Genomic DNA, 22,550 nt, shown 5'->3' on the forward strand with positions numbered 1-22,550 from the left:
AAAAGCAAAGTGAAATCCGCTTGCTTTGTTGGGGCGATAGGGCAGTGCGATGGCTGGCGCGCGCAGCGCCGGGCGTGCCGTGGGCCGTGATGCATTTGTGCATTGCGATCGCAAGCAAGGCCTCTGGTTCGATTCAGGAGGACTTATGATGTGCGATTGCGGAATCGGCAAGCCAACGTGGACGATTTCAGGCTTGCGGGGCGGACCTCAGCCGATCCGTCCGCGCCGCAGCACCCTGCTCAGACCGAGCGAGTGCCCTGGGTCGTAGTAGTGAATGAGGAGTGTGCGCCGCTGTCCGTTCTGTACGTCGAGGTTCGCATGCTGAAGTGCGAAGCCGTTGAATTCGTAGACGCTGCCCGGCTTGACCGGAATGCGCTTGCAGTTGCCGACACGCAGATCATGCAAGGTATGCCAGCTGCGCCAGCTGAACGGCAGGCTTTGCAGGAAGCCATGGCGCATCTTGCAGATCACGTTGGTCAGCGTCGTTACGGACAGGCGCGGCTTGCGGTACATCACGAGGTCGCCGTTGTGAACTCCGTCGGGTGCGAGCTGAAGCGGAATCAGCAGCGTCAGCAGGTGCGAGTCGTAGTGGCGGCAGTGGCTCTCGGCCAACGAAGTCTTGCTCGCACAGCGCAGTAGGTGGAACGGCTCAGTCGGTAAGTTTGTCCGACCGCACTTCGCGGCCATTGCGCGCGCATTCGCGCAGATCGACTGTTCGAGTTCGCGAAAGGCCTGACCGCGACGCAGTATCTCTGCAATCTCCGCGCCGGACTGCGAGCGCGGTGCCGTCGTGGCAAACAGGTGGTCGATGAAGTCGTTGATTTCGACGATCGACTCCTGCGGAATCACGTCATCAAAAGACTTCAACGCGACGCTTTTGTCGATTCGAATCCGCTTAGTCTCTGTCTGCCCGCGCACGTCTGTGAGGGTGTCCATAGCCCAAATATCCATTCGCTTTTTGTTCTACGACCGTATTGAAAAATATTCCCTACGAGGCGCGCACAATGTGCGCCAGCGTACATAAAGTCCTCAGGCGATGAGCTCAATCATTAAATCTAAAGCGGATTTCTCTGACAGTTTTTGTAAATCTCGTTGGGCCGATTTGGAAAATGCCAGCTTGCCAGTCACGGTAAAACACGACATTTCAATTTAGCGGAAACGCGACATCTGAACTTTGGACTATTCCTGTCGAGGCCATTCTGAAATGTCCGCTTTGCGGCTAAGTTGAAATGTCCAGGTTTGGGGGGTTGTTTCTAACGCTTTTTGTCTTACACATTGTTGAAGGACGACGCCTGAACTGGCAGGGCGCTTACGTCTGCGTCGACCACCTTTGCAGACCGACGGCCAGGTTTGCGTGGTTGTTGCGTTTGCCGCTGCTGCGACTGTTCCAGAATCACACCATTGATATCGGCCTGCGTGAACTCGCGTTGCTTCTTCTTGCCTGGCGAGCGGCTTTGAACCCTCGTTGCGACGCCCAGGTGGGTTCGCGAAGGCGCTTTGCCGATCCGGCTGTTATCGCGTTGAGCCTGGATCACCTGCGAGACCTGAAGCACGTGACCCAGCCGCTTATGCTCAACAACCGCGCCCTGGTCAACTTCGGTCAGCCGGTCGTACTGTCTGCATGACAGTGCGCGACCATCGGCGCGGAGTTCGATACGCCCGTCCGGGTACTCCCACACCCCGATATACCGGCCGATCAGTTTGCGGTGCCCGGGCGTGTCGTCCAGCAGATACGTGACGCGGTCATACCGCACAGTCAACGACTTGCTCACCTTGCGCGGCTCGCGCCACGTGAACACCAGATCAAGATGCTCGTCAGCCCTGAGTGGGCGGTGAGCATCGAATCCGCTCTTCGGTGGCTTCGCGAAGCGCGCGTTGTAATTTGCCATGAAGGCAGGCGCATACGCATTGGCTTCGGCAGCCGTGCTGATGCCACGCAACCGCAATTCTTTTACGAGCCGGTCCTGCAACGTCAGGTGGGCCCGTTCGACGCGCCCCTTGGCGGGGCTACTGTTCGCGCAGAACGTGTCGATGTTCAGCTCGTACATCGCCCGGCCGAAATGGGTCACGCTGCTGCCATCCCTGTTCGCGCCGGTCTTGCGAAACACGCTGTACTTGTCGCTGTAGAACGCGACGGGCTTGCCGTGGCGTTCAATGTACGCGCGCGTCGCCTCGAAGTAGCTGAAGGTCGACTCGGTGGCTGTGAAATGCAGCATCATCAGCTGGCTCGTTGCATCGTCGACGTACACCAGCAGCGAGCAGGCCGGCGCCCGTTCCTCGAACCACCGGTGATCGCTGCCGTCGATCTGGATCAGCTCGCCCAGACACGCGCGCCGCGCGCGTGGCTGGTAGACCTTCGGTGGTCGCTGCCGGCGGGGAACCCAGAGACCTGCATCCGTCATCAGGCGCCTGACCGTCTCCTTGGCAAGCCGGATGCCGTGACATTCGTACAGCTTCTCGCAGGCCAGCGTGGGCCCGAAATCGGCATAGCGCTCACGAATGATCGAGAGTGCCCGATCAGCCGTCATCGCGTCCAGCTGGTTGTTGCTGGGCTTCGAGCGCCGACGCGACACGAGACCTTCCGGTCCATGTTCGCGCAACCGTCCAACGAGACGGCGAACCTGCCGCGTCGTCAGCCTGAGCCGTTCCGCCGCGCGCCAGGGCTTGAGCCTGCCGTCGGCGACGTCCTGAATGACCTTGAACCTGTCCAGTTCGCGCATCGTCATCGTTATCCGTTCGGTCGCAGCCATGGAAGCCTCCCGCGCCGAAACGCCGGCGGCCGGTCAGCTTACGCTGCGAAAAAGCGGACATTTGAACTTGGCTAAAAGCGGACATTACAACTTAGCCTCTACACGACTTTCCGTTGATAATTTATCTTATGTCAAATTTAGAATTCTTCGGGAGCACGCATCGCACGCGCGACCCTCGATGCGCGTGCCGCGTGTCGGCCCCACGCCACAGGTGATGCACACCGGTTCCCGGTGACGATCGCGAATCGTCCGAACCGCGACTCGTTCGCCTGCCACAACTGACGCTGGGTGCAGCCCGTTTCAGTGATCAACAAAACTGGCGCGGCAATTCAATTCGGATTTTATGGCGGGCCTAATCAGAGCCCTCACGAATTAAGACGCGCCGTGCGTACCGATTAATTCATGCACGCCCCACGCCGCAATTAGACAATTGCTAAATACTGCCTTGCGCACCACGAGAATAAGCTTTTGTGGAGAAAGCCAATACCGCTATCGCACTTCGCGGGGATTTTTTTATCGTCGGCTATTGCCTTGTGGCTTAGAGACGTTTCGCATTTCTCTCAATCGGCCAGCGTGTCGCCGGTGAGCGACTGTGAATGGGCTACCTGCATTTCGACATGGCATACGGGCGCAACGTGTTCGCCACCCTCCCACTGGCCGCGATCCGAGATGCATGTTCGAACACGCGCAGACGCTCGGCATCCGCAATCAGTCGTTTCTTCGTCATCGAGCGTCCCGCCGATCCGAAGCCCATCACCTTTTCGTACTCACGCGGCCTGCCTTGCCTGAAGCGATTAAAGAAGTCATCGCCCGGCAGGCCGTTGTCGAGGCTCATCAGGCAACCGTAGTCGAGCGACGCGCAATCGCTCAGTGAGCGCGCCGCGTCCTCCAATGCGCGATAGCGGCTTTGCAATGGTTCGTCGCGACCGAAAAGCGCGTGCAGTTCCTGATAAGTCACGAGTCTTTTGCGTTTCGCGGCACGCAGTAGCATCGCGGCAATATCGCAGGTCCTATCCATGTTCATGTCGTTCTCCTTACCGCGGGCTTGCAAGCGCCCAATGGCAACCGATGAAAGCGCTGTCAGCTTTTATCGCGGTTATGCGTATCGAATCGGAAACTGCCCGGCATAAAATATTTCCGGTATTGAACGACGCCGCAAAAATTAAGCGGGTGGTTACTGGATTCGGGCTTCACAACGCCACTCTGCGCGAATGCCCCGTTTAGCTATAATCCGCCGGAAAAATGCCGCGAAGGGTTTTTTCAAGCTTCAGCAGTTTTTTTCGCAGCTCTCCGGCGAATCGCCACTCTGCATCGAACAATGCATTCCAATTAGATTCGCAAAACAGGAATCCGCGCACTCAAACGGTTCAGTCTTTCGACCTGCCGCCCGCACTTAAAAGCGCCCGACGTCAAGCGGTATGCGGCCTGGCGCTATCCGGGCTGCCAGAGCGAGCCGAGTGTTTAAAATCGCTTCATTCAGGTTAGCAAACGTTAAATTCAATCGCAAGACAGATATTTAAGATTTTAGAAAGAAAACATCGTGAAACCGCCTTACGTGAGGTTTGCGTGATTTTCTATCAGAGGAAAGACGCGATTGATTTTTTATTCTTTCGGACACAACGGGCGACTTTTAGATTATCTGTAGGTGACGCGCCCTCCTCACTGTCTACCCTGGTAACCGATTGAAGTCCGGTCAGCGACCCAACGGCGGAGTTCTCCGATGCATCGACCAAATGACGATTTGCCGACCGTCGCACGGCGTCTCACGGCGGGCAAGAAACTGCTCGACGGCGTCGCTGCGGGCGAGGTCGCGAGACAAATGGGCATGGCAAAGACCACCGTCGAGCGATATCGCAAGCTATTGGAGCAAGGTGGGCTCGAGGCGCTGAGAAACATGAGCGTCGGCGGCCGCCATTCCGCACTCGCGGTGGCGGATCTGGACTGGCTGGCCCAGGCGCTGAGGGCCTCGCCGCGGGACTATGGCTTCGACGCCGATGGCTGGAGCAATGCGCGCATGCGCGAGCTGATAAGCCGTCAGTTCGGCATTTCGTACTCGCGAGTCTATGTATGGCAACTGGCCACCAGACTCGGCGTGTCTTATCGGCTAGGCCGGAATGCGCAGTAAAACAACGGGCGTACCCAGCTAAAGCACGCGCGTGCGCATCGGCTCAGGCGCTTTCTCGAACCTTTGGCAGAAACTGCGGCGCCAGTTCGACCTCCGACCATCGGAACGGCAACGCGCCGCGACTGCGCCGCACTTCGTTCACATGAAACCGCACGAGCCGCTGCGCGCCTGCAAATGCCGCGAGTTCGTCGCCGTCCCAGATGATCTCTGCTCGCACCGCCAGATAAAGCAGATCGCCGGTTGCGAAGTCGATAAACAGCAGACCCGCGCGCGGATCGTGCACGAGGTTGCCGATCGTGTTGAAAAAGCGGTTGCCGCTGTAGTCGGGCGTGGTCAGCGTAGTTGCGTCGTCCACGCGCACGAAGCCCGGCGCACCGCCGCGATGGGAAACGTCGATCCCCTTTCCCGGCCCCGCTTCCTCGCTCAGATTCGCGCTGGCGATAAAGAACGTGTCCGCGCTCGCGAGCAACTCGCGGTCGGCACTGCTCAGAAGCGTGGCGATTTCGGGCTGCGCGCGCGTCGCGGCCGCGTCCCGCTCGATGAAAGACGGCGCGCGGCTCTGGATATACTTCGGGCAATTGCCGAAGCTCTGCGTGACTTCGACCTGCAACGTGTCGCCTTCCACGGACCGGACGACGCCATTTGCCCGATTGCGCCGCCGCGTACGCGGCTCGATGCCCAGCGCACCAAGCTGCGCGCCTTCCCGCCAACCTGCGGCGAGCGGATCGCCAGCCAATGCGCCACCTTCGATGCGCAATGTCCGCGCATCCGGTGATGAGACGAAACCCGGCGCACCCGCACGCATCGTCGCCCACGGCTGAGCGCTCGCATCGACGCCGCCAATCACGACGAACGGCTGCGCGGCAAAGAACTCGCGATGCTGCTCAGGCATGAATCGGCGAATGCCCCGACGTCCCATCGACTCGGCCACCTCACGCACACCCGCGCGCTGCTGCGCATGCTGCTCGCCGGCATGAAACGGCGACGCGTCGCCTCCCCAGCTATTCAACGGGACGAACTCGGACATGATCGGACTCCTTTGCAAGATCTGACGCGGCCGTCAACGCGTATCACGCCGCCAGCAAGCCCGCCTTCGTCGAAGGCATCGCGATGAAACGCGGCAGTGCCTCCACGCGCTGCAGCCACGCGCGAATGTTCTGATACGGCTGCAACGACACGCCGCCCTCGGGCGCGTGAGCGATATACGTGTGCGCGGCGATATCGGCGATCGTGACGTGCGCACCAGCCACGAACGGCTTACCGGCAAGCTCCTCGTCGATCACGTCGAACAGCTTGACGGCGATCTGCTTCGCACGTTCGTGGTCGAGCGGCGCGCCGAACACGGTCACAAGCCGCGCCGCGCACGGCCCGTGGGCGATCTGGCCAGCCGCGAGCGACAGCCAGCGCTGCACCGCCGCGGCGCCGCACGGATCGTCCGGCAGCCACGATGCGTCGCCATAGCGCTTCGCCAGATAGACCAGAATCGCGTTCGAGTCAAACAGCGTGAACTCGCCGTCCTGAATCGTCGGCACCTGACCGAAAAGGTTCAGCGCGAGGTAGTCGGGCTTGCGGTTGTCGCCCGCCTTCATGTTCAGCTCGATGACCTCGAACGGCAGATCGAGCAGCGTCAGAAACAGCTTCACGCGATGACCGTGGCCTGAAAGCAGCGTCGTATACAGCTTGATAGGCTCGGCGGGTCTGGCGGCGGGCATGGATGGCTCCGGATACGTTGAATGACAAGCCCAGCATAAGGCGTAGGCACTGTGGCGCGGAAGCCCGATAATCCGGGAAACACAGTCAAGCGAGAATGGACAATCGATCATGGCCGATGTGCGCAACGTGAACCTGAACCGCATCTCGATCTTCGTCGCGGTCATCGACGCCGGCTCGCTGAGCGCCGCCGCGACGCGGCTCGGGCTCGCGAAGACGATGGTCAGCACGCACATGCAGAGGCTCGAGGCGGAGGTCGGCGCGAGCCTGCTGGTGCGCACCACCCGGCGGCTCGGCGTCACCGAGGCGGGCCGCACGTTCTACGAGGCGAGCGTGAAGATTCTGCGTGCCACCGAGGACGCGCTGAACGCGCTCGGCGGGGAAACCTCACCGGTGCGCGGCACGCTGCGCGTCAGTGCGCCGAACGACTACGGCACGCTCGTCGTCACGCCCGCGCTGGTCGAATTGCGCCGCACGCATGCGCAGCTCGATGTCGAGCTGCTGAGCAGCGACCGCTACGTCGATCTGATCGCCGATGGCATCGATGTAGCGATCCGGCTTGGTCGCCTCGCGGATTCCAACTATCGCGCGGTGAAGCTCGGCAGCTTCGTCAAATGGCTCGTCGCGAGTCCGGAGTTCCTGCGGACGTGGGCCGCGCCGGGCACGCCGGCCGCGCTGGAGACCCTGCCCTATTGCGCGTTGTCGGTGCTGCCGCATCCGTTGACGCTCGATTTGCGGCACGTCGACGGCAAGATCGCGAGCGTGCGCTGCGCGTCCGCGTTGCGCGTCAACACGGCCGATGCCTGCCGCGCTGCGACGCTCGCGGGCGGCGGCATCGGTCTGTTGACGGATTTTTCGATCGCGGACGACGTCGCGGCGGGACGGCTGATCCGGCTGCTGCCCGAATGGGCGAGCGCACCGGCGAGCATTCAGGCCGTGTTCCCGCCGACGAGTCACCCGCCGGCGAAGGTGCGCGCGTTGATCGATACGCTGAAGCGAAGGCTCGCGGCGGAACCTGCGGATTAGCACGGCAGATCCTCCTGGCGCTCCCATTCCAGCGCAACGGCGGTTAGCTTCTATCCGCGTTATCACCCGATTTGCTCTACTGCGACGATGCGCGCCGCACCCCGCGGCCTCGCCTGATCGTCAAAGTGGAGAGCTTATGTCCGCCATTTCCCGTCCTGCTCAAGGGGTTCTCACCGTCGCGTGTCCGAGCGCGGCGGGCCAGGTTGCCGCCGTCGCTGGCTTTCTCGATCGGCATCGTTGCTATGTCGACGAACTCACCGTATTCGACGACGAACTGAGCGAGCGCTTTTTCGTGCGCTGCGTGTTTCACCATGTCGATCGCGACGATGCGCTGCAGATCGCCACGCTGAAGCAGGAATTCGCGCCGATCGCCGAACGCTTCCGGATGACGTGGGCGATCCACGATCTGTCGAGCCGGCCGAAAGTCCTGATCATGGTTTCCAGGCTCGAACACTGTCTCGCCGACCTGCTGTTTCGCTGGCGCATGGGCGAACTGAAGATGGACATCGTCGGCATCGGCTCCAATCATCGCGATCTCGAACCGCTCGCGCGACAGCACGGCCTGCCGTTCCATCATCTGCCGATTACAGCCGACACGAAGCCACAACAGGAAGCCGGCCTGCTTGATCTGTTCGATACGTCCGGCGCGGAACTGCTGATTCTCGCGCGCTACATGCAGATCCTGTCCGCCGAAACGAGCCGCGCGCTCGCCGGGCGCGCGATCAATATCCACCATTCGTTCCTACCCGGTTTCAAGGGAGCAAGACCGTATCATCAGGCCCATGCGCGCGGCGTCAAGGTGATCGGCGCCACTGCGCATTTCGTCACCGACGATCTCGACGAAGGTCCGATCATCGAGCAGGGAGTCGAACCGGTCGATCACTCGTACAGCCCCGAACGGCTACTGACGACCGGACGCGACGTCGAATGCATTACGCTCGCGCGCGCGGTCAAGGCGTTCGTCGAGCGGCGTGTGTTCATCAACGGCGAGCGCACCGTCGTGCTGCGGTAAACAGAAAAACGCCGCTGAAAAGCGGCGTTTTCGGATGCTGCGTCGACGCCTGGCCGAGTTACTTCACCCAGCTATCCACCCGGTCCGCATGCGCGCTGACCCACGCGTCGGCCGCTGCAGCCGGCTTTTCGCCGTTCTGCGTGGCCAGCATCACCGCGTCGATCTCGCCCGGCTTCCATTGGAACTTTTTCAGGAACGCGACCACGGTCGGCGCTTTTTTCTCGAGCTCGGGATTCACCACGCTATCCACGTGCTCGGCTTCACCGAATACCTTCTTCGGATCGTCGAGGAATTTCAGCTTGTACTTGGCGAACATCCAGTGCGGCTTCCATCCGGTCACGATGATCGGCTTGCTGGCCGCCTCCGAGCGCGCCAGTTCGGCGGTCATCGCGCTTCCGGAACTCGGCATCAGCTGATAGTCGAGCCCATAGGCCTTGATCGCCTCGCTGGTTTTCTGCATCACACCCGCGCCGGCGTCGATGCCGACGATGCGCGCGCCGAACTCCGCCTTCTTCGCCTGCAGATCGCCGACGCTCTTCACGTCCACGTTGTCCGGCACGATCAGACCGATCTTCGCGTCGTTGAAGTTCGGCCCGAGGTCGACCACCTTGTCCTTGAAGTTGTTCCAGTAGGCGCCGTGCGTGACCGGCAGCCACGCGGACAACGTCGCGTCGAGATCGCCGCGCGCCACGCCCTGCCACATCACGCCGGCCGCCACCGGCACCAGTTGCACCTGATAACCGAGGCGTTTTTCGATCACCTCGGCGGCCACGTTCGAGGTCGCCACGCTATCGTCCCAGCCCTCCACGTAACCGATCTTGATGGTCGGTTTCGAATCGGCCGACACGCCCGCACTGACCGCCGCCAGCATCACCCCCAACGCGCTTGCCACCACTATCTTTCCGATCAGTCTCATCGACGTTCTCCCGTTGATCCATTTGCCCATTGACGCGTTTGCCATCGAACCGCACATTGCGTATTTAGAATCGCCAACCAGAATTGCCGGGTAGCGTTGTTTTGCGACATGCAGTTGTCCGCATGCGACTTCCACGCAAATCCGCGCAGTGTTTGCCGTGTTGTTGTGGTGTTATCAGTCGTATTACTTGTCGACGACGAGATCGGTCAGCGGCTTGCTGCAGCACAGAAGCACCATGCCTTGATCGATCTCGCGCTGACGGATACCGCCCGCGTGCTTCATCGCCACTTCGCCCGACACGAGCTTCACCTTGCAGGTGCCGCACATGCCTTGTGTGCACGACGCCGGCAGCCGCACGCCCGCCTGCTTCGCCGCATCGAGCACATGCTGGCCGCCGCCGCACTCGATCTCGCGATGACTGCGCGTAAAGCTCACCTTGAAACGCGTGGCGGTTTCGGCCGGCGCGGACGCATCGCTCAGCGTCTCCGCGACATGCGCTTCGGCCAATTGCGCAGCCACTTCGCTGACGGTCTCGAACGAGAAGCTTTCCTCGTGATAGTGCTGGCGATCGAAGCCGCCTTCATCGAGCAGATTGCGCACCGCCTGCATATACGGCGCGGGGCCGCACGTGAAAATCTCGCGCTCCAGAAAATCCGGCGCAATCAGTTTCAGCAGCGGCAGCGTCAGAAAGCCGGTGATGCCGGGCCAATTGGTGCGCGTGCCCACGCGTTCGCAGACGAACGCGGTGCGGAAATGCGCCTGATTGGCGGCGATCAGATCGAGCTCGCGCGCGAAGATGATGTCGTCCGGCGTACGCGCGCTGTGCACGAAGACGATATCGCTGTCCTCGCCGAGTTCATGATGCGCGCGGCTCATCGACATCAGCGGCGTGATGCCCGAGCCCGCCGACAAAAACAGGAACTTGCGCGCCGGATGCCGCGCGCAGGTGAATTCGCCGGCTGGGCCCAGCACGCGTACCTGCATACCCGCATGCAGATGGTCGTGCAGCCAGTTCGACACCGGGCCGCCCGGCACGCGCTTGACGGTGATCGAAATCGTATGCGGCCGTGTGGGCGCAGACGAAATCGTATAGCAGCGATTGACGCGCTCGCCGTCAATCTCCAACTCCAGCGTGATGAATTGCCCCGGCTCGAACACGAACGCCCGACCGGATGGCGCGCGGAAGAAGAAACTCTTCACGTCGTGCGTTTCGCTGCGGACCTGGCAGCACTCCAGCGTGTCGTCGGCGTCGCTGCTCCAGCGCGCCGGCAACGCGTCCCAGAAGCGCGGCTGCGTGACCCGGCTCGGCGCGTCGGCTGGATTCTGTGAAGTCTGCTCGATGTCCGGTTGAAACATGGCCTGATCGCGCATCATGGTTGTCCCCCCGCTCCTCATTGCGGTCTTGCGCTCAGCGCACGAACGACACGACTTTCTCGTCGTGCACCGCCCGTGGGTTCGCGTCGTAATCCGCGAGACGGCCGATATACCACTCGCAGAACTTTTCGACGAGTCCTTCGGTGAACGGCGAATAAGGCCCCGGCTCATACGCGCTGCTCGTCGCGCCGCGCTGCGAATATTCGACGAGCGCGCGATCCTGGTCGTTGGTCGCGCGCCATACGGCGGTCAGATTGTCGACGTCGTAATCGATGCCTTCGCGCGCGTCCTTGTGCACGAGCCATTTGGTGCGCACCAGCGTCTTGCCGGCCGACAGCGGAATCGCCGAGAAACTGACGATGTGGTCGCTCATGAAGTGATGCCACGAGTTCGGCTGGGTCCAGAACGACAGGCCGCCGAGATCCGCATGCTTGAAACCGCCGAGCAGCTTCTTCGAGGCGACCTTCGCGTCGAGCGTCTGCGATTCGCCGTCGCGATCGAGCGGCAGACGTTGCGTACGAAACCCGGTGACCAGGTCGGCGAGCCGTTCGATTTCCGCCGACGGCAACTGCATCGCCTCCCACTGCGCGGTGCGGCGCGCGACCGTCGTCTCGAACGCGGCCATACCCTCCTCGTTCGCCGGCGTGCGCTGATAACCGAAACCGTATTCGTACAGCGAGATGGTCAGCTCCGGATGGTTCGCCACGCAGTGATAGCACTCGCGATTGTTTTCCATCGTCAGCTTCCAGTTGCCCTCCTCGATGATGTCGATCGACGCGGCGATCTTGCAGCCGGCCAGATCGTGCGGCAACAGATACGGTTCCATCGCGGCGCGCATCACGGCGAAATCGGCGGGCGGCTGCTCGGCGAGGCAGATGAAAATCAGTCCGGCGAGATTTTCGACGTGCACCGCTTTCAGACTATGTTTGCAGCGCTCGAACTGCTCGCCCATGTGCTCGGCGAACATCAGGTCGCCATTGAGGCTATACGTCCAGCTGTGATACGGACAGACGATATTGCCGAGCGAGCCCTTGCCGGTATTGCACAGACGCGCGCCGCGGTGGCGGCATACGTTATGAAACGCACGCACCCGCATGTCGTCGTCGCGCACGATCAGGATCGAATCGTCGCCGATCTCGACCGTCACATAGTCGCCCGGCTCGGGCACGTCGGGTTCGACCGCGACCTGAATCCAGTGCTGACGGAAAATCGCGTCGATGTCGATCGCGAAAATATCCTCGCCCGTATAGAACGGCGCTTCCAGCGTGTAATTCTGCTTGCGGCGTTCGATCATTGCGCGAACGTCTGCGGAAACTTTCATTGTGTGCTCCGTTGCGTGTCACGTCTGGCGCCGCGCCAGGCCCTCCTGGTCGCATGCTGGCCCGAGCCGGAATTCAGTAATCGACCAGTTGATGCTCGCGCAAATACGCGAGTATCACTTGTGCTTTTTCGACGGAACTCCCTTCAATTACGACGCTGCCGCCGCGGCTCTCGGTCGTCGTCGCCGAGAGCATGCGTGCGTGGCCTGAGCGTTTTTCGGCGGCGGCGAGGCGCACCGGTTTCGCTGTGGCGGGGCCGATCGTCCATACGGACTGTTCGGGAGTGGTGCCGTGCCGCGCGACGGCGCGCTCGATCGTGCCTTCGCGCATCCGTGCATACGCGTACGACGTCGCGACGTTCGCGAGCGGATGCACGGCAACCAATGCCGGCAGCCGCACTTCGACGCGCCGTCGCAGGCCCTTCGGCATGAACTGCCGGACCTGCGCTCGACCGTCGCGCAGCGCCAGATCGACGGCGGCGCCGACGAGCGGCACCGCCAGCGCATGCGCGACGCGATATGGCAGCATGCCGCTATCGAAACCGCCTTCGGCGCGCGTGCCGGTCAGCACCAGCTCGTAGCCACGCAAACGCGCGGCGAGTCGCGGCGCAGGAGCGGCGTCGGGTGGCATTTCGAGCACTTCGACCGAACGCGCGCCGAGCGCCAGATACTCTTTCAACGCGGCGTTCGACGGATCGCCCGCGTGCAGCACGTCGAGCGTCGCGCCATGCGTTCTGACGAGCGACAGCGCCAGCGTCAACGCCGCCGCATCGTTGCGGCTGTAGCGCGCGACGCCGCTGACCGGGTGACGTCCGACTGAAACCAGCACGGCGATCTTCATGCGAGCACTCCTTCGGCAAGCTTGCCCGGCCGCAGCAGCGCGGCCGAGGTGGCGCGGGCACCGCGCGCCGCGGCCGCCGCCTCGTTGAGCGCCGCGATGGTTTCCTGCGCGTCGGCGATCACGGTCAGATTCGCGCGCTTCGCGATCGGCGCGCTCGCGTCGAGATTCACCGCGATCACATGGCGGCAATCCTTGATGCCTTGCAGATGCTGCACCGCCCCCGAGATGCCGAACGCGATATACACGCTCGCCTCGACGGTCTTGCCGGTCGCGCCGATCTGCTTGTCGCGCGTGAACTTGCCGTCGTCGACGGCAACCCGGCTGGCACCGATCGCCGCGCCGAGGGTCGCCGCGAGTCGCTCGAACGCGGGCACGTCGCTGACGCCGTTGCCCGCCGACACGATGAAATCCGCCTCCTCCAGCGCGACCTGCGCGGCGTCGATTTCGTCGATGCCGAGATCGTGTATCGCGCGTTGCGCGACCGTGCTGTCCGCTTCGCGCTCGAAGCGCCACGCGACCCGCTCGCCCGCGCCGACGAACGGCAGCTTCGGATCGACCGCATTCGGCTCGAGCAGCACGACCTCGGGCAGCGCGCGGCTGGCGAACGCCGTATTCGCGCGAATATAGGTGCACACGTGCCCGGCATCGATCTCGACGACGTGCGTCGCGACGCTTGCATCGGCCGCCGCCGCATAGCGGCGGCCGAGATCGCCGTCGCCGGTCGCGTTGTCGGGCAGCAAGACATGGGCTGGCGCATAGGCCGCGACGCAGGCCGCCAGCGCATTCAGTTCATCGTCCGGCGCGTACGTGCGGCGATCGAAGATCGGCAATTCGATCAGCTTGTCGGCGCCGAGCGCGGCGGCATCGCCGGTGAATTCGCCGAACACCAGCAGCACGACTTCGGTGTGCGTGTCCGCGATCAGCGCGGCGGCGGCGAGCGTCTGGCGCGCGTGTTCATCGAGCGCGCCGCGGTCCGTGTGCGCCGCGACCAGCAGCACATGGTGCGGCGTGGCCGTCGTGCGGCGCGGCTTCGGCTGTTCGCGATGCCCGGCATGCCGCGCATCAACCAGCGACGCACTGCCGCCGGCGTCCGCGATGCCAACGACGCCGAGCGTGATGCGCCTGAGTCCCTGTGCCGTCACCGTGAACGGCCGGCGCGGATCGATTCGTTTGAGCGTATTCATCATCGCGTTACTCCAGCGCCGCGGCGACCAGTTCGGCCACGTCCAGCACTTCCGGTCGCGGCCCCACCACCCCTTCGAGCATCGCGGTGCAATTCGGGCAGCCGACCGCGACGATCTCCGCGCCGCTCGCGCGCGCGTCGTCGATACGGATGTCGGGAATCCGCCGTTTGCCGGGAATATCGGTCAGCGGTGCGCCGCCGCCACCGCCGCAGCAGCGTCCACGCAGGCCGTGACGCTCCATCTCGACCACCTTGATGCCGATGCTCTTCAGCACCCGGCGCGGCGCTTCCGTCTCGCCGTTGTAGCGGCCCAGATAGCACGGGTCGTGATACGTGATGTTGCGCTCCGCGACGGCGGCGGCCGCGCGCGGCGACAGCTTGCCGCTCGCTATCAGTTCGTCGATCAGCGCCGTGTGATGCTGGACCTGATAGAACCCGCCGAGCGCGCGATATTCGTTGCGCAGGCTATGCAGCACGTGCGGATCGGCGGTAACGATGCGCGCGAACGAGTACTGCGCGAGCGTCCCGATCAGCGTACGGGCCAGTTGCTGGAACGTCGCTTCGTCGCCGAGCCGCCGCGCGGTGTCGCCGGTATCGGTCTCGACACCGCCGAGCACCGCGTAATCGACGCCCGCGCGGTTCAGCACCTTGACGAGCGCGCGCAGCGTGCGCTGATAGCGCATGTCGAACGCGCCTTCGCCGGCGATCAGCAACACGTCCACATGACGACCCGGCTGCGCGACCTGCACCTGCAGATCCACGGCCCAGTCGTAGCGCGCGCCGATGTCGTAGCCGTTGAGGCTGCCGGTTTCGCGCAGATTCGCGAGCGTCGCCGGCCCCTTGCCCGGCACGCTGCCTTCGACGAGCGTCTGATTGCGGCGCATGTCCACGATCGCGTCCACGTGCTCGATCAGCATCGGGCACTCCTGCACGCAGGCGCGGCAGGTCGTGCAGGACCACAGCGTGTCCGCTTCGATCAGCGTCGAGATCAGCGGCTTGCCGGGCGCGCCCGCGTGCTTGCCGACAGGAATGCCGGGCGTCGGGCTGCCTGCGTACTGTGCGTCGGTGCCGCCGACCATGCCGGTTACCAGATCCTGAATCAGCTTCTTCGGATTGAGCGGCTGACCGGCCGCGAACGCGGGGCACGCCGCTTCGCATTTGCCGCATTGCACGCAGGCGTCGAAGCTGAGCAACTGGTTCCAGCGGAATTCGACCGGTTTGCCGACGCCGTATTCTTTCGCGTCGAGCAGCGGTGTTTTCAGTGCGGTGGGCGGCACGGCATCGCGAGCGGCGGCAAAACCAGCAAAGCGCTCCTGACGCGGATGAAACGCGAGGTGCAGCAGACCGGCCACCGCATGTTTCATCGGACCGCCACGCGCCGCGCCGAACGTCATCGTGAACGCGCCCGCCGCGATCAGCAGCGCGACGATCACGGCGAACGCGCCGGACATTGCCGTCGCGGGCAGCGCGACGAACAGCACGAGACCGAGCGCGAACGCGCCGAGCAACAGCGGCAACTGATCCCACGGGCCGCGCGACAGCCGCGCCGGCACCGTCTTCGCGCCATGCCGGCGGCGCCAGACGAACACCGTGCCGATCAGCATCGCCAGCGCGGCGAGAAAGATCAGCTTGTCGAGCCACGGCGAGTAGATCGCGAGGCCGTAGTTGACGAACACGAGCGCCATCGCGAGGATCGCTCCGCCCGCCGTGGCAACATGCGTGCGGGCGATATACGGATCGCGCGCGACCACGTGATGCAGATCGACGAAGTAGCGCTTCGGGATCGCGAGCAGATTGGCCCAGCCATACGCGCCCGCGGCGGTCGCGCGGCCTTCGCGCCAGTAGGCGGCGCGGCGCGCCAGCGCGAACGCGAGACCGGCCACCGACACCCACAGCAGGACGGTGATGACAAACACGGGGCTCATCGTCAGAAATCCTTGCAAAGGCGCAGCGCGTCGTAGATCGCGCCGTGAATGTTGTGCATGGAGATGCAGTCGCCGACCCGGAACAGCAGGAAGCGGCCGTCGCCGAGCTGCTCGTCGAGACACGGCTGCGGTTCGGACGCGAACAGTTTGTGCACGTCGACCTGGCCGCGATTGACCGATTCAGGCTTCAGCTTCCAGTAAAGCTGATCGTTCGGCGTACTGCCGTTTTCGATCACCACCTGATCGACCGCGCGCTCCTCCTGCTCCTCGGTGTACTCGTTGCGGATCACGGCGATCTTCTTGCCGTCCTCCTCGTACACCCTGTCGAGCCAGTAATTGGGCGTATGGATCACGCCTTGCGCGTACAGACGGCGATAGAAGATCGGGAACGTGGTGCCGCCGACGTCGTCGGCGACCTTCACGTCGGGCGTGACGATCTCCACGTTCGCGCCGCGGCTCGCGATGAAATCGGCGACGCCCGCCCCCGCATGCGTGCTGACGCCGTCGTACACGAGCACGTTCCTGCCCGGCTCGACCTTGCCGGCCAGCACGTCCCACGAACTGACCGCGAGCCCCGCGTCGACGCCCCACGCCGCGACCTGCGACGTGAACGCCGAACCGCCGGTGGCGAGCACGACGATGTCGGGCTTCTCGGCCATGATGGTCCGCTCGTCGGCGGCGACACCGAGGCGGCGGTCCACGCCGAGGCGCTTCGTCTCCATGTCGAACCAACGCACGATGCCCGCCATTTGCTCGCGCTGCGGCGCTTTCGCCGCCAGCATGATCTGGCCGCCCACGTGATCGTTCTTTTCGAACAGCACCACGTCGTGACCGCGCGACTTCGCGACCCGCGCCGCTTCGAGCCCCGCCGGCCCCGCGCCGACCACCACGACCTTGCGCTTCGGCCCGCGTGTCTTCGCGATCACGTGCGGCATCGTCGCTTCGCGCGAGGTCGCCGCGTTCTGCACGCACAGCACGTCGAGCCCGTTGTACTGACGGTCGATGCAGTAGTTCGCGCCGACGCACTGCCTGATTTCGTCCTCGCGGCCATCGCGGATCTTGATGACCATATGCGGATCGGCGATCTGTGCGCGCGTCATGCCGACCAGATCGACCATGCCGCTCGCGAGCAAGCGCTCGGCCTGGCCCGCGTCGCGAATGCTTTGCGCGTGCATCACCGGCACCTTGACGACCTGCTTGATGCCGGCCGCGAGATGCACGAACGGCTCGGGCGGCAGCGCCATCGGCGGCATGCAGTTGGCGAGCGTATTGTGGGTGTCCGCGCCGGAACCGATCACGCCGAGATAGTCGATCAGGCCGGTCTCGCTCATCGCCTGGGCAATCTCTTTCAGCTGCTCGTGATCGAGCCCATCTTCGTGGAATTCGTCGCCACACATGCGCAGGCCGACGCAGAAGTCGGCGCCCACCGCCGCGCGCACCGCCCGCAACACTTCGACGCCAAAACGCAGGCGGTTTTCGAGCGAGCCGCCCCATTCGTCGGTACGAAAGTTGGTGCGCGGGCTCCAGAACTGATCGATCAGATGCTGGTGCGCCGCCGAGATCTCGATGCCGTCCATGCCCGCATCCTTCACGCGCTTCGCGGCCGCCGCGAAGTCGCCGATGATGCGGCGGATCTCTTCGACCTCGATGATCTTCGCGTTGCCGCGATGCACCGGCTCGCGCACTCCCGACGGCGACATCAGATGCGGCCAGTGCTCGCCGTGAAACGCCGAGCGGCGTCCCATGTGGGTGGCCTGAATCATGATTTTCGCGCCATGCGCGTGCATTGCTTCGGCGAGCCGCGCGAGCGGATCGACGATCCGGTCGGTGGCGAGATTCACCGACTTCCACCAGCCTTGCGGGCTGTCGATCGACACCGGGCTCGAACCGCCGCACACGGCGAGTCCGACTCCGCCCTTGGCCTTTTCCTCGTAGTACCGGATATAACGGTCGCCGGGCAGACCACCCGGCTCCGCATAGACCTCCGCGTGCGCGGTACTGACGATGCGATTGCGCAGCGTCAGCTTGTTCAACGTGAGCGGCTTGAAAAGGTTCGGGTAACGCATCGCGATCGACCTCGGAATGCCCGGATTAGATTGACGCGAGCGGCGAGACTTCGAACACGCAGTGCTCGTGTCCCTCCGCCGCGCAGCGCGCTTCTTTCGACTGCGACGGCGGGCCCTTGCGCGCGCCGTCGGGCGCGGTATCGTTGACCCAGTCCATCGCGCCTGCGAACCAGCCGGCGAACATGTAGCAGAGCTTGCCGGTTTTGCCCGGCTGCGCGAGCACGAACGACGAGTGCCGCAACTCAATCCGCGCATGCGAGCTGGCCGGATCGGCTTCGATGATCCTGAAGATGCCCCAGCCGCGCTGCGACAGACGGTTCAGGTAGTGCTCGAATACCGCCATGCCGGCAAGACCATGTTGCTTCGCTTCCTTCTCGCACCAGAAATAGGCGGACTTGTGACCCGCCTTGTAGAGAATCCCGGCGTACGTGTCGCGGCCGAGCGCTTCCTCGACGGCGACGTGGTTGTTGGTGAAGAAGTGGCGCGGCACGTACAGCATCGGCAGCGCGTCGGTGGTCCAGACGCCGGTGTCGGGATCGACGTCGATAGGCAGTTGGGGTTGCATGTGGAGACTCCGTTTCGTATCTGCTATGAAAACAAGGGCTAAAGCTCACACCTTCCAGACTTCGCCGAACACCCGTACCCAGTTTTCGCCCATGATCTTGCGGATGCGCGTCTCGCTCCAGCCGGCGCGTTCCATCGCGGCGGTCAGGTTCGGAAACTCGCCGATCGTGCGAATGCCTTCGGGATTCACGACCTTGCCGAAGTTCGTCAACTGGCGATAACGGCCCTTGTCGTGCGTGATCCAGTCGAAAAACTCGGTGCTGTAGCCCTGCGTGAAATCCGTGCCGATCCCCACCTGGTCCTCGCCGATCAGGTTCACCACGTACTCGATCGCCTCGATATAGTCCTCGACGGTCGCATCCGGTCCGCGCTTCAGGAACGGCGCGAACATCGTCACGCCGACGAAGCCGCCCGCGTCCGCGATCTCCTTCAGCTGCTCGTCGGTCTTGTTGCGCGGATGCTCCTTGAGCCCGGACGGGCAGCAATGCGAATAGCAGACCGGTTTGTTCGACGCCGCGATCGCCTCCGACGACGTCTTGCCGCCCACATGCGACAGATCGACCATGATGCCGACGCGGTTCATCTCCTGAATCACTTCGCGCCCGTAGCCGGACAGACCGCCGTCGCGCTCGTAGCAGCCGGTGCCGACCAGGTTCTGCGTGTTGTAGCAAAGCTGCACCACGTTGACGCCGAGATCCTTGAACGCTTCGATATAGCCGAGGTTGTCCTCGAACGCATGCGCGTTCTGGAAGCCGAAGATGATGCCGGTCTTGTTCTCTTCCTTGGCGCGGAAGATGTCGTCGGTGGTGCGCACCAGCGTGAGGATCTCGCTGTATTGGCGGATTTGCTGCTTCATTTCGGCGATGTTGTCGACGGTCTTCTGAAAACTCTCCCAGACCGACACCGTGCAGTTCACCGCGGTCACGCCGCCCTTGCGCATGTCCTCGAACACCGAGCGCTCGAACTTCGAAATGTTCAGCCCGTCGATGATGATGCTGTTCTCGTGCAGTTGACTCATCGTTTGCTCCACGCGTACTCAGTAAATGGGAAAGCGCTCGCACAGCGCGAAAATCTCGCGGCGCACGCGTTGTTCGGTTGCGGCATCGCCTTCGGGCGACGCGCGCAGCGCATCGAGCACCTCGACAATCAGACGCCCGACCTCGCGAAACTCGCTGACGCCGAAGCCGCGCGTCGTGGCCGCCGGTGTGCCGAGGCGGATGCCGGAGGTGATGGTCGGCTTCTCCGTATCGAACGGAATGCCGTTCTTGTTGCAGGTGATGCCCGCGCGCTCCAGCGCGTGTTCGACCTGATTGCCCTTGAGCCCCTTCGGCCGCAGATCGACCAACAGCAGATGGTTGTCGGTGCCGCCCGTGACCAGATCGACGCCGCCCGATTTGAGCACCTCGCCCAATGCCCGCGCGTTCGCGAGCACGCTGTCGATATAGGTTTTGAAGCCCGGCTGCTGCGCCTCGCCGAATGCGACCGCCTTGCCGGCGATCACGTGCATCAGCGGGCCGCCCTGCAAGCCGGGGAACACGGCGGAGTTGATCTTCTTTGCGATCTCCTCGTCGTTGGTCAGCACGAAGCCGCCGCGCGGACCGCGCAAGGTCTTGTGGGTGGTCGACGTGACCACGTGCGCATGCGGGACCGGATTGTCATGGCGGCCGGCCGCGATCACGCCGGCGATATGCGCCATGTCCACCATCAGCTTCGCACTGACGCCATCGGCGATCGCACGCAGCCGCGCGAAGTCGAGCGCGCGCGGATAGGCGGAGAAGCCGGCGATCAGCAGCGCGGGCTTGTGCTGCTGCGCCAGTTCCTCGATCTGCTCGTAGTCGATCAGCATCGTGTCGCGCCGCACGCCGTACTGCACTGCGTTGAACCACTTGCCCGACAATGCGGGTTTCGCGCCGTGCGTCAGATGCCCGCCCGCGTCGAGCGACATGCCGAGCACCGTATCGCCCGGCCTGGTGAGCGCGAGCATCACCGCGCCGTTCGCCTGCGCGCCGGAATGCGGCTGCACGTTGGCAAACTTCGCGCCGAATAGCTGCTTGATACGATCGAGCGCCAGCGTCTCGATCGCGTCGACGTATTCGCAACCGCCGTAGTAACGCTTGCCCGGATACCCTTCCGCGTACTTGTTGGTCAGCACCGAGCCCTGCGCGTCGAGCACCGCGCGCGACACGATGTTTTCCGACGCGATCAGCTCGACTTGCGACTGCTGACGCTCGAGCTCTTTCAGAATGGCGCCGCGCACGGCCGGGTCGCGCGCCGCTAGCGAGTCTTCGAAGAAGGGATTCGGGTTCGACATGGAAGGTCCGTGAGATCGTTGACGGGAAGGCCGCTGCGGGTTGCCGGCGGGATCGCGCTACCGCTTTGCCTTGGGTCTATTCTTGACGGTCGCCCGGCGCGTCTATTTACGAATTCAGACGCGTTCTTTGCCTTTTCCGCCATACGCAACCTTTTTCGACAAGTCGGCGCGAGCCGCGCGCTCAGCGCTGCACTACAACGCAGTATTCCTGCGCCGATCGGGTGCGCTGCAAGGGCGTCGCCGCGCTGTTCCGGTGCCGCGCGGATGCTTTCGTCAGTCGATTGCTTAGCTATTCCAGGCTTTGTGCACAGTATCCAAGGGTTTAGCCTGATGGCACGGTAGTTGCCCTGTTACTCAGAATTGAGATAGTCGCCCTCCCCCACGGCGACGCGACATTTACATCAGGAATCACCGTTCCCATGTCCACCGATCGCACGGCATCGTTGTCGCATTTCGCATTCATGCCGGTCCCCAACTTCACGATGATCGCCTTCACGAACGCGATCGAAGTGCTACGCATGGCGAACTATCTGACGGGCCAGACGCTTTACCGCTGGTCGATCGTGAGTCCCGCCGGCGGGCCGGTCATGGCCAGCAACGGGCTATCCGTCGATACGGGTCCGGTCGAATGCATCGGGCAACCCGACATCGTGTTCGTGGTCGGCGGCATCGACGTGCAGCGCTCCACCACCGCCGAGCATTTGTCCGCGCTGCGCCGTTTCGCGCGCATGGGCTGCGTGCTGGGCAGTCTTTGCACGGGCACCTATGCGCTCGCGCGCGCCGGCCTGCTGGCCGGTTATGCGTGCGCGATTCATTGGGAAAACATGTCGGCGCTGAAGGAGGAGTTTCCCGAGACGCGCTTTCTGAAAGAGCTATTCGTGATCGATCGCGATCGCGTGACCTGTACCGGCGGCGTCGCGCCGCTCGACATGATGCTGAACCTGATCGCGCCGCGTGTTGGCACCGCTCGGGTCACGCAGATCGCCGAGCAGTTCATCGTCGAACACGTGCGCGACACCAGCGCGCAGCAGAAGATGCCGCTCGTCGCGCGGCTCGGCTCGGCCAACAAGTCGCTGTTCGAAGTGATATCGCTAATGGAGAACAACATCGAGGAGCCGCTGTCGCGCGAAGAGCTGGCGCGGCTCGCCGGCATGTCGCAAAGGCAGTTGCAACGGCTGTTCCGCGAGCATCTGGGCATGACGCCGACGCACTACTATCTGACATTGCGCCTGCGGCGCGCGCGCGAGCTGCTGTTGCAGACCGACATGTCGATCATGCACATCACGATGGCGTGCGGCTTCCAGTCGGCCTGCCACTTCTCGAAGAGCTATCGCGATGCGTTCGGCACCGCGCCGACGCGCGAGCGTCGCAAGCAGGTGCCTTCGCTATCGAATGCGCCGGTGATGGCCGCTTGATACCAGCGGCCAAC

Annotated in this window: 18 protein-coding genes and 1 pseudogene; 4 read left to right on the forward strand and 15 right to left on the reverse strand. The window is 63.4% G+C overall.

The genetic code is table 11. The features are described 5' to 3' along the window. Positions 1-207 precede the first annotated feature (207 nt). The 3 genes from OKW44_RS05205 to OKW44_RS05215 form a co-directional block, all read right to left on the reverse strand. Positions 208-936 (reverse strand): hypothetical protein, encoded by a 729-nt coding sequence (locus OKW44_RS05205; protein WP_018425110.1) that lies wholly within the window; start codon positions 934-936, stop codon positions 208-210. Between the two features lie 332 nt (positions 937-1,268). Beyond that, a complete protein-coding gene (locus OKW44_RS05210; RefSeq protein WP_429409602.1) occupies positions 1,269-2,750 on the reverse strand; it encodes an ISNCY family transposase in 1,482 nt (493 codons plus the stop codon). A 601-nt stretch (positions 2,751-3,351) separates the two neighbouring features. After that, entirely contained in the window at positions 3,352-3,774 is a 423-nt protein-coding gene (locus OKW44_RS05215; protein WP_018425108.1) for a hypothetical protein, read from the reverse strand. Between the two features lie 696 nt (positions 3,775-4,470). Here OKW44_RS05215 and OKW44_RS05220 point away from each other — a divergent pair. Next, positions 4,471-4,875, forward strand: a complete 405-nt coding sequence (locus OKW44_RS05220) for a helix-turn-helix domain-containing protein (protein WP_018425107.1) — start codon at positions 4,471-4,473, stop codon at positions 4,873-4,875. A gap of 70 nt (positions 4,876-4,945) precedes the next feature. Here the strand turns inward: OKW44_RS05220 and OKW44_RS05225 are convergent. Beyond that, positions 4,946-5,902: pseudogene (locus OKW44_RS05225) on the reverse strand (pyridoxamine 5'-phosphate oxidase family protein); the annotation flags it as partial. Between the two features lie 43 nt (positions 5,903-5,945). Continuing rightward, positions 5,946-6,587, reverse strand: coding sequence for a glutathione S-transferase family protein (locus OKW44_RS05230; RefSeq protein ID WP_018425105.1), 642 nt, complete (start codon positions 6,585-6,587; stop codon positions 5,946-5,948). A 109-nt stretch (positions 6,588-6,696) separates the two neighbouring features. On the opposite strand from OKW44_RS05230, the gene OKW44_RS05235 reads away from it, so the two are divergent. Then, a complete protein-coding gene (locus tag OKW44_RS05235) occupies positions 6,697-7,611 on the forward strand; it encodes a LysR family transcriptional regulator (protein WP_018425104.1) in 915 nt (304 codons plus the stop codon). 136 nt (positions 7,612-7,747) lie between these two features. Continuing rightward, positions 7,748-8,623, forward strand: coding sequence for a formyltetrahydrofolate deformylase (purU, locus tag OKW44_RS05240; RefSeq protein ID WP_018425103.1), 876 nt, complete (start codon positions 7,748-7,750; stop codon positions 8,621-8,623). A 58-nt stretch (positions 8,624-8,681) separates the two neighbouring features. Here the strand turns inward: purU and OKW44_RS05245 are convergent, their stop codons facing one another. The 10 genes from OKW44_RS05245 to OKW44_RS05290 all read right to left on the reverse strand — a co-directional run bounded on the left by OKW44_RS05245 (position 8,682) and on the right by OKW44_RS05290 (position 21,121). After that, a complete protein-coding gene (locus OKW44_RS05245) occupies positions 8,682-9,539 on the reverse strand; it encodes a glycine betaine ABC transporter substrate-binding protein (protein ID WP_026226642.1) in 858 nt (285 codons plus the stop codon). 183 nt (positions 9,540-9,722) lie between these two features. Beyond that, a complete protein-coding gene (locus OKW44_RS05250; protein ID WP_018425101.1) occupies positions 9,723-10,913 on the reverse strand; it encodes an FAD-binding oxidoreductase in 1,191 nt (396 codons plus the stop codon). A 34-nt stretch (positions 10,914-10,947) separates the two neighbouring features. Next, positions 10,948-12,234 carry an aromatic ring-hydroxylating oxygenase subunit alpha gene (locus OKW44_RS05255; RefSeq protein WP_026226641.1) on the reverse strand — a complete coding sequence of 429 codons (1,287 nt, stop codon included), beginning with the start codon at positions 12,232-12,234 and terminating at the stop codon, positions 10,948-10,950. 73 nt (positions 12,235-12,307) lie between these two features. Then, positions 12,308-13,072 (reverse strand): drug:proton antiporter, encoded by a 765-nt coding sequence (locus tag OKW44_RS05260; protein ID WP_018425099.1) that lies wholly within the window; start codon positions 13,070-13,072, stop codon positions 12,308-12,310. Then, on the reverse strand, positions 13,069-14,256 hold the full coding sequence (locus OKW44_RS05265) for an electron transfer flavoprotein subunit alpha/FixB family protein (RefSeq protein ID WP_026226640.1): 1,188 nt from the start codon (positions 14,254-14,256) through the stop codon (positions 13,069-13,071). The genes OKW44_RS05260 and OKW44_RS05265 overlap by 4 nt, the downstream gene beginning before the upstream one ends. 7 nt (positions 14,257-14,263) lie before the next feature. Beyond that, a complete protein-coding gene (locus OKW44_RS05270; RefSeq protein WP_018425097.1) occupies positions 14,264-16,180 on the reverse strand; it encodes a (Fe-S)-binding protein in 1,917 nt (638 codons plus the stop codon). A gap of 2 nt (positions 16,181-16,182) precedes the next feature. Then, positions 16,183-18,246, reverse strand: a complete 2,064-nt coding sequence (locus tag OKW44_RS05275; RefSeq protein WP_018425096.1) for an NADH:flavin oxidoreductase — start codon at positions 18,244-18,246, stop codon at positions 16,183-16,185. 25 nt (positions 18,247-18,271) lie between these two features. Beyond that, positions 18,272-18,811: a DUF5943 domain-containing protein gene (locus OKW44_RS05280; RefSeq protein WP_018425095.1), complete on the reverse strand. Its 540-nt coding sequence runs from the start codon at positions 18,809-18,811 to the stop codon at positions 18,272-18,274. Positions 18,812-18,856: 45 nt separating this feature from the next. After that, positions 18,857-19,828: a dipeptidase gene (locus OKW44_RS05285; RefSeq protein ID WP_018425094.1), complete on the reverse strand. Its 972-nt coding sequence runs from the start codon at positions 19,826-19,828 to the stop codon at positions 18,857-18,859. Between the two features lie 18 nt (positions 19,829-19,846). Then, positions 19,847-21,121 (reverse strand): serine hydroxymethyltransferase, encoded by a 1,275-nt coding sequence (locus OKW44_RS05290; protein ID WP_018425093.1) that lies wholly within the window; start codon positions 21,119-21,121, stop codon positions 19,847-19,849. A gap of 419 nt (positions 21,122-21,540) precedes the next feature. On the opposite strand from OKW44_RS05290, the gene OKW44_RS05295 reads away from it, so the two are divergent. After that, a complete protein-coding gene (locus OKW44_RS05295) occupies positions 21,541-22,536 on the forward strand; it encodes a GlxA family transcriptional regulator (protein ID WP_018425092.1) in 996 nt (331 codons plus the stop codon). Positions 22,537-22,550: the final 14 nt, after the last annotated feature.

The sequence above is a fragment of the Paraburkholderia lebeckiae genome (assembly GCF_050436325.1).
GTDB lineage: Bacteria > Pseudomonadota > Gammaproteobacteria > Burkholderiales > Burkholderiaceae > Paraburkholderia > Paraburkholderia tuberum.

Coding starts and splice junctions, on each gene's coding strand:
- OKW44_RS05265 (WP_026226640.1), bottom strand. CDS start 14,256: ATGAATACGCTCAAACGAATCGATCCGCGCCGGCCGTTCACGGTGACG.
- OKW44_RS05245 (WP_026226642.1), bottom strand. CDS start 9,539: ATGAGACTGATCGGAAAGATAGTGGTGGCAAGCGCGTTGGGGGTGATG.
- purU (WP_018425103.1), top strand. CDS start 7,748: ATGTCCGCCATTTCCCGTCCTGCTCAAGGGGTTCTCACCGTCGCGTGT.
- OKW44_RS05280 (WP_018425095.1), bottom strand. CDS start 18,811: ATGCAACCCCAACTGCCTATCGACGTCGATCCCGACACCGGCGTCTGG.
- OKW44_RS05215 (WP_018425108.1), bottom strand. CDS start 3,774: ATGAACATGGATAGGACCTGCGATATTGCCGCGATGCTACTGCGTGCC.
- OKW44_RS05255 (WP_026226641.1), bottom strand. CDS start 12,234: ATGAAAGTTTCCGCAGACGTTCGCGCAATGATCGAACGCCGCAAGCAG.
- OKW44_RS05230 (WP_018425105.1), bottom strand. CDS start 6,587: ATGCCCGCCGCCAGACCCGCCGAGCCTATCAAGCTGTATACGACGCTG.
- OKW44_RS05295 (WP_018425092.1), top strand. CDS start 21,541: ATGTCCACCGATCGCACGGCATCGTTGTCGCATTTCGCATTCATGCCG.
- OKW44_RS05235 (WP_018425104.1), top strand. CDS start 6,697: ATGGCCGATGTGCGCAACGTGAACCTGAACCGCATCTCGATCTTCGTC.
- OKW44_RS05285 (WP_018425094.1), bottom strand. CDS start 19,828: ATGAGTCAACTGCACGAGAACAGCATCATCATCGACGGGCTGAACATT.
- OKW44_RS05250 (WP_018425101.1), bottom strand. CDS start 10,913: ATGATGCGCGATCAGGCCATGTTTCAACCGGACATCGAGCAGACTTCA.
- OKW44_RS05220 (WP_018425107.1), top strand. CDS start 4,471: ATGCATCGACCAAATGACGATTTGCCGACCGTCGCACGGCGTCTCACG.
- OKW44_RS05270 (WP_018425097.1), bottom strand. CDS start 16,180: ATGAGCCCCGTGTTTGTCATCACCGTCCTGCTGTGGGTGTCGGTGGCC.
- OKW44_RS05290 (WP_018425093.1), bottom strand. CDS start 21,121: ATGTCGAACCCGAATCCCTTCTTCGAAGACTCGCTAGCGGCGCGCGAC.
- OKW44_RS05210 (WP_429409602.1), bottom strand. CDS start 2,750: ATGGCTGCGACCGAACGGATAACGATGACGATGCGCGAACTGGACAGG.
- OKW44_RS05205 (WP_018425110.1), bottom strand. CDS start 936: ATGGACACCCTCACAGACGTGCGCGGGCAGACAGAGACTAAGCGGATT.
- OKW44_RS05275 (WP_018425096.1), bottom strand. CDS start 18,246: ATGCGTTACCCGAACCTTTTCAAGCCGCTCACGTTGAACAAGCTGACG.
- OKW44_RS05260 (WP_018425099.1), bottom strand. CDS start 13,072: ATGAAGATCGCCGTGCTGGTTTCAGTCGGACGTCACCCGGTCAGCGGC.